This window comes from Hymenobacter mellowenesis (assembly GCF_030581005.1).
GTDB classification, from domain to species: Bacteria; Bacteroidota; Bacteroidia; order Cytophagales; family Hymenobacteraceae; genus Hymenobacter; species Hymenobacter mellowenesis.
In genome coordinates this window covers 253,555-259,696 of the sequence record NZ_JAUQSX010000010.1, presented here as the reverse complement: position 1 = coordinate 259,696, position 6,142 = coordinate 253,555, and the positions used below count along the sequence as shown (strand labels likewise).

Annotated in this window: 4 protein-coding genes; 2 read left to right on the top strand and 2 right to left on the bottom strand. The window is 64.6% G+C overall.

Features of this window, described 5'->3' with window-relative positions; all coding sequences use genetic code 11:
- Nucleotides 1-2,916 (top strand): zinc-dependent metalloprotease (locus Q5H92_RS19015; RefSeq protein ID WP_305013139.1); only part of this gene is annotated, 2,916 nt, incomplete at its 5' end.
- 217 nt (nucleotides 2,917-3,133) lie between these two features.
- Here the strand turns inward: Q5H92_RS19015 and hflX are convergent.
- Entirely contained in the window at nucleotides 3,134-4,465 is a 1,332-nt protein-coding gene (hflX, locus tag Q5H92_RS19010; protein ID WP_305013138.1) for a GTPase HflX, read from the bottom strand.
- Nucleotides 4,466-4,568: 103 nt separating this feature from the next.
- Nucleotides 4,569-4,859, bottom strand: a complete 291-nt coding sequence (locus Q5H92_RS19005) for a c-type cytochrome (RefSeq protein WP_305013137.1) — start codon at nucleotides 4,857-4,859, stop codon at nucleotides 4,569-4,571.
- A gap of 159 nt (nucleotides 4,860-5,018) precedes the next feature.
- Here Q5H92_RS19005 and Q5H92_RS19000 point away from each other — a divergent pair, with 159 nt between their 5' ends.
- Nucleotides 5,019-6,131, top strand: a complete 1,113-nt coding sequence (locus Q5H92_RS19000; RefSeq protein ID WP_305013136.1) for a glycosyltransferase family 4 protein — start codon at nucleotides 5,019-5,021, stop codon at nucleotides 6,129-6,131.
- Nucleotides 6,132-6,142 lie beyond the last annotated feature (11 nt).

Genomic DNA, 6,142 nt, shown 5'->3' with positions numbered 1-6,142 from the left:
ACGCCGCGGGCCCTCACGGCGCAGGTGCTGGCCGGGGCCGAATCGGCCAGCCTGCGGCCCGCTGCCGACGGCAGCGGGGCCTACCTGCTGCAGCCCACGCCGCCTAACACCGGCCCCTGCGCCACCCTGGACCCCGCGGGCGCCCAGGCCCGCTCGACGGCCGCCAACCTGCCCGCGCCTTTCAGCTTTGGCACGCAGTTGCGCAGCATTCGGTACGCTATTCTGGTGACGCAGGAATATTACACCGCCAACGGCAGCACCGATGCCAGCGTGGAGCAGGCCGTGGTGACGGCCATGAACCAGATGACGGCCCTGTACTCGCAGGAACTGGCGGTGGGCTTCACCTTGGTGAAACCCACCGGTGGCAGCTACTACTTTTCGGCCGTGACCACGCCCACGCTTGCTAGTTCCGACCCGGCCACCGCCGGCCGCCTGCGCGAGCAAAACCTGGGCGAAGTGGCCGGCTTCATCAGCAGTCGGTTCGATGCCAGTACTTATGATTTGGGGCACTGTTTTCACAACACGGGCGGCGGCGTGGCCTACGTGGGCATCATTTGCAACAGCAACCTGACCTATCGGGCCGGGGCGTGGTCGGGGGTGGGCACCAGCGGATTCCGGCAGGTGCTGGCCCACGAAATGGGCCACCAGCACGGGGCCGCCCACACGTTCACGGGGCCGTGCGGCTCGGGCTCGCCGGGCAGCAACATCGAGCCGGGCGGCGGGGCCACCATCATGGCCTACACCTACGTGTGCAACGTGCAAACCCTGCAGGGCCTGGGCCCCACCGACGAAGACCATTTCAACACGCACTCGTTGCGGCAGATGCGCGACGAACTGCTCAGCGTGAGCTGCCCCACGGTGACTGCCAACGCCAACCGCCCGCCCACGCTCAACGCCGGGGCCGACTACGTGATTCCGCGCAACACGCCTTTCACCCTCACCGCCAACGGCTCCGACCCCGACGGCGATGCCCTGGCCTACACCTGGAACCAGTTCGACTACACCACCAACCTGAACGCGCTGGGCTCCATTGTGGGCACTGGCGGGCTGGCGGCCGTCGACGACCCCGAGGCGCCACTCTTCCGGCCCCGGCCGCCGCGCAGCACGCCCAGCCGCACCTTTCCCGACCTGCAGTACGTGCTGGCCAACAGCAACGGCCCGGCCGACCGTATCGGCGAGGCGCTGCCCAACGTGGGGCGCAGCCTCAACTTCGTGGTCACGGCCCGCGACCAAGTGAGCACCGGCGGCACCTTCAGCACCGACAACGTGACGCTGACCGTGGCCCCCAACACCGGCCCCTTTGCCGTGACCACCCAGAACGCCCCGGCCCTCTGGATTGCCGGGCAGACGGCCACGGTGACCTGGTCGGTGAACGGCACCGACCAGGCGCCGATTGGCGTGAGCCAGGTCCGCATCACGCTCTCGACGGATGGTGGGCAGACGTTTGGCACGGTGCTGGCCGCCAGCACACCCAACGACGGCTCGGAGGCCGTAGTTATTCCGAACGTGACCACCGCGCAGGCTCGCCTGCGGGTGGAAGCCGTGGGCAATGTCTTCTTCGATATCAATGACGTGGACTTTCCCATCGGGCCGTGCGCGCCGGTGGCTTCGCAAATCCTGCCCGCCACCAGCCTGACGGCCAACGCTGGCGACGCCGCCCTGAACCTTGCCCAGAACGCCTACAGTCTCACCGAGCTCACGGGCGCCAACCAGATTACCGGCGCCATCACCGCCACCGACGCTACCACTTTCCTGACGGACTACGACGGCAGCAGCTGCGCGCGCTACGGCGGCAACCCATCGTATTACGACAGCTACGTATTCGTGCCCTCCACCACGGGCACGTACACCATCAACACGCCCACGGGCTTTGGCAACATGGTGATTCGGGTGTACTCCGGAGCCGTCTTCACGCCCGGCGACCCGTGCCAGAATATTCTGGTCGACAATGTCGTCAGCACTTTTTTGCCGCGCAGTGTGACGGTATCCCTCACGGCGGGGCAGCCCTACACGCTGGTGCTGTCCGACTTCGGTGGCTCGCCGATGTCGGCCCCGGCCAATGGCAACTACAGCGTGACGTTCACGACTTCGCCGGCCGGCGGCACGGCCTATGCCCCGCTGCAAAGCGCTGGCTACGAATACCAATACGTGGTGGTGAATACGGCTAACAACACCGTGGTACGCATTGCCCCCACCGCCGACCTGCGCACCCTGCCCGGTGGCACCTACGACGTGTACGGCCTGCTGTTTCAGCGCAGCTACGCCGTGAGCAGCCTGCAGAACGGCACCCTCGGCAGCTTGCAATCGGCCCTGGCCGCGGTGGCGCCCTGCGGCCGGCTCAGCGGCAATGCCCGCCGCGTCACCATCGTTGGCGGGCCGCTGCCGGTGGGGCTCAGCAGTTTCACGGCCACGGCTGCCGAGGGCTGCGCCACCCGCTTGGCCTGGACCACTGCCACTGAGTCGAACAGCGACCGGTACGAAGTAGAGCGCAGCACCGATGGCCAAGCATTTGCGCGCCTCGCCGCCGTGCCCAGCCACAACCGCGCCACCGGCAGCACCTACAGCTACCTCGACCGGCAGGCGCTGGCTGCCGTGCGCTACTACCGCCTCCGAATGGTGGACACCGATGGCACGGCCACCTACAGCCCGGTAGCCACCCTCACCACCGCCTGCGCTGCCGCGACGCATCTCACCCTGGCCCCCAATCCCACCTCCGCTCGCATCGAGGTGGGCGGGCTGCAAGCCGGCCAGCAGCTGCTCATCTACAGCAGCGCCGGCCGCCTGACGTACGTCGGCACCGCCACGGGCGCCACGCAAACGCTCGACGTGCAGGGCTGGGCCGCCGGCCTCTACCTGGTGCAGGTGCTGCAGGCCGATGGCTCGTCGGCCGGCAGCCTCAAGTTCATCAAGGAGTAGCATCGACTGTTTCGCAGTTAGGGTATATCCAAACGATGTAGGGGCGGGGCCTGTCCCCGCCCGGATGCTGAACGAAATCGGTGGTTTTGCGCGACTATCCGGGCGGGGGCAAGCCCCGCCCCTACGTCAACCTGACTGCGAAACAGCTCTTAAGCAAAACGAAAGCGTCTGCCCCAACCGGAGCAGACGCTTTCGTTTTGCTTAAGAGCGGAGCTCCTTATTCCTGCTCGTAGCCCGCGTTTTGGTAGGGGTAGCGCTGCTGGTGCAGGGCGGCCACGCGCTTGGAAATCAGCTCGCGCAGCTCTTCCAGATTGGTGCGCTGCTGGGCTGAAACGAACACCACCGGGTCGTGCAGCTTGGCCATGTAGGTGGCCTGCAACTGGGCCAGCGGCGGGCGTGGGGCGGTGCCATCGTCCTCAGCGTCCAGCACTTCACCGAAGGGGTCGTGCTGCGCGTCGTCCTGCTTGTATTGGTCTATTTTATTGAATACCAAAAGCATCGGTTTGTCGGCCGCGCCGATTTCGGCCAATGTATCATTCACCACCTGAATCTGCTCCTCGAAGCTGGGGTGCGAAATGTCGACGACGTGCAGCAGCAAGTCGGCTTCGCGGATTTCATCTAGCGTGCTTTTGAAGCTCTCAATGAGCTTGGTGGGCAGCTTGCGGATGAACCCCACCGTGTCGGAGAGCAGGAAGGGGTGGCCGTCGAGCACCACTTTGCGGGTGGTGGCGTCGACGGTAGCGAAAAGCTTGTTTTCGGCGAAGACGTCGGCCTTGCCCAGCACGTTCATCAGGGTGCTTTTGCCCACGTTGGTGTAGCCCACCAAGGCCACGCGGATGCTGCCGCCGCGGGTTTTGCGCTGGGTGTGGGCCTGCTTGTCGAGGTCTTCGAGCTTCTCTTTGAGGAAGGCAATCCGGTCGCGCACGATGCGGCGGTCCGTCTCGATTTCCGTCTCGCCCGGGCCCTTCATGCCCACGCCGCCGCGCTGCTTGTCGAGGTGAGTCCAGAGGCCGGTGAGGCGGGGGAGCAAGTACTGGTACTGCGCCAGCTCTACCTGCGTGCGCGAGGTGGCCGACTTGGCCCGCAGGGCGAAAATATCAAGGATGAGCAGCGAGCGGTCCACGATTTTCACCAGCAGCTCGGCTTCCAGGTTGCGGAGCTGGGAAGGGGATAGGTCATCATCAAAAACGACCATGCTGGTGCCCTCGTGCTGCACGTATGCCTTGATTTCGGCCAGCTTGCCCTCGCCCACATAGGTGCGGATGTCGGGCTTTTCGAGGCGCTGCACGAAGCGCTTGGTGGCGGTGGCGCCGGCCGTTTCAATCAGAAACGCCAACTCGTCGAGGTATTCGGTAGTCTGGGCTTCGGACTGCCGGCGCGGGGGCACCGAAACCAGTACGGCGGTTTCCTGCTCTTTGGCGGTTTCGTAGGTGCCGTTGGCGGCGGCTTTGAGCAGAATGCGGCCGGCCCGGCCCTTCACGTTGTCGGTGGCCCCGACGTGGCGGGTGCTGTTGCCGGGCTTGCGGCCGCCGGATTGGGTATTTGCCATATGGATGGTTTGTAATCGGTATTGGATGGGTCAGAAGAGGCTAAACGCAAATTCGACCAAAAAGAACGTCACGGAGAAAGAACGTTCTGCATATCGTCCTGGCTTACTTCAACGTCAGCGAATAAGCTACCACTTGCTGCACCTCGGCCGGCGTGAGCGTTTTGCCGAAAGCCGGCATCTTGCCCATGCCATTGGTGACGAGGTAGGTGCGTCCGAAAGCGTTGAGGTTGCTCTTGGTGAGGTCGTGGGCGCCGTTGGCGCCTTTCTTGCCGTTGGCGCCGTGGCAGCGGGCGCAGTTTTTCTGGAACAGGGCCTGGCCTGGCAGCAGCGGCGGGCCCGCCTGGGCCAGCAGGGGCAGCCCCAGCAGGAGGAAGGCAGTAAATCGGAAGTTCATACGAGAGCTAACACAAAATCAGGCCACAAAGTACCGGCTTAAAGGTGAAATGGTGAGGTGGTGAAATGGTGAGTGGCCGGATAAATGCATACGGGTAAAATCCGTAGCCCCGACCTTTGCCCCAAACTCACCATTTCGCCACCTCACCAACCCACCATTTTGCGCGTCGCCCTCGTCATCAATACCAGTTGGAATATTTGGAATTTCCGGGCCAGCCTCGTGCGAGCCCTGCAGGCCGCGGGCCACGAAGTGCTGGCCATTGCCCCGCCCGATGACTATTCGGCGCGCCTCGAAACCGAGCTGGGTTGCCGTTTCGTGCCCATTCTGATGGAAAACAAGGGCACCAACCCGGTGAAAGATGCCGCCCTCACGCGCCGCTTCTACCAGATTTATAAGCGCGAGCGGCCCGACGTGGTGCTGCACTACACCATCAAGCCCAACATCTACGGCAGCATTGCGGCCAAGCTGGCGGGCATCCCCAGCATCAACAACGTGAGCGGGCTGGGCACGGTGTTTATCATCAAGAACTTCGTGAGCAAGGTGGCGCTGGGGCTCTACCGCTTCGCCTTCCGCTTCCCGGCCAAGATTTTCTTCCAGAACGACGACGACCGGCAGCTATTCCTCGATAACGGCCTCGTGCGCAAGGAAATCACCGACCTGCTGCCCGGCTCCGGCGTGGCCACCGACCGTTTTCGGCCCGCCGCCGAGTTTGTGCGCAACCAGCCCTTTGTGTTTCTGATGGTGGCGCGGGTGCTCTATGAAAAAGGCGTGGTGGAGTACTTTGAAGCCGCCAAAGCCATCCGGCAGGCCGTGCCGGGCACCCGTATTCAGCTGCTGGGCGGCCTCGACGAGGCCGGCGGCGTGGGCGTGCCCCGCGCCACGTTCGAGGAGTGGCTCAAGAGCGGCGACATTGAGTACTTGGGCCGCTCCGACGATGTAGCCGCCCACCTCCACCGGGCCGACTGCGTGGTGCTGCCCAGCTACCGCGAGGGCACCCCCAAAACCCTGCTCGAAGCTGCCGCCTGCGGCAAGCCCCTTGTGACCACCGACGTGCCCGGCTGCCGCGAAACCGTGGTGGACGGCCGCAACGGCTACCTCTGCCAGGTGCGCAGCGCCGACGACCTGGCCGCCAAAATGCTGCAAGTGCTGCGCCTCTCCGATGCCGACCTGCGGGGCATGGGCCAGAACAGCCGCTACCTCGCCGAAACCAAATTCGACGAGAAAATCGTGCTCAACAAGTACCTCGCGGCCGTGGCCGCCGTGAAGAAATAACGCCGGCCGGG

Bases quoted from the DNA above. Each gene is read 5' to 3' on its own strand.
- hflX (WP_305013138.1), bottom strand. From the start codon at position 4,465: ATGGCAAATACCCAATCCGGCGGCCGCAAGCCCGGCAACAGCACCCGC.
- Q5H92_RS19005 (WP_305013137.1), bottom strand. From the start codon at position 4,859: ATGAACTTCCGATTTACTGCCTTCCTCCTGCTGGGGCTGCCCCTGCTG.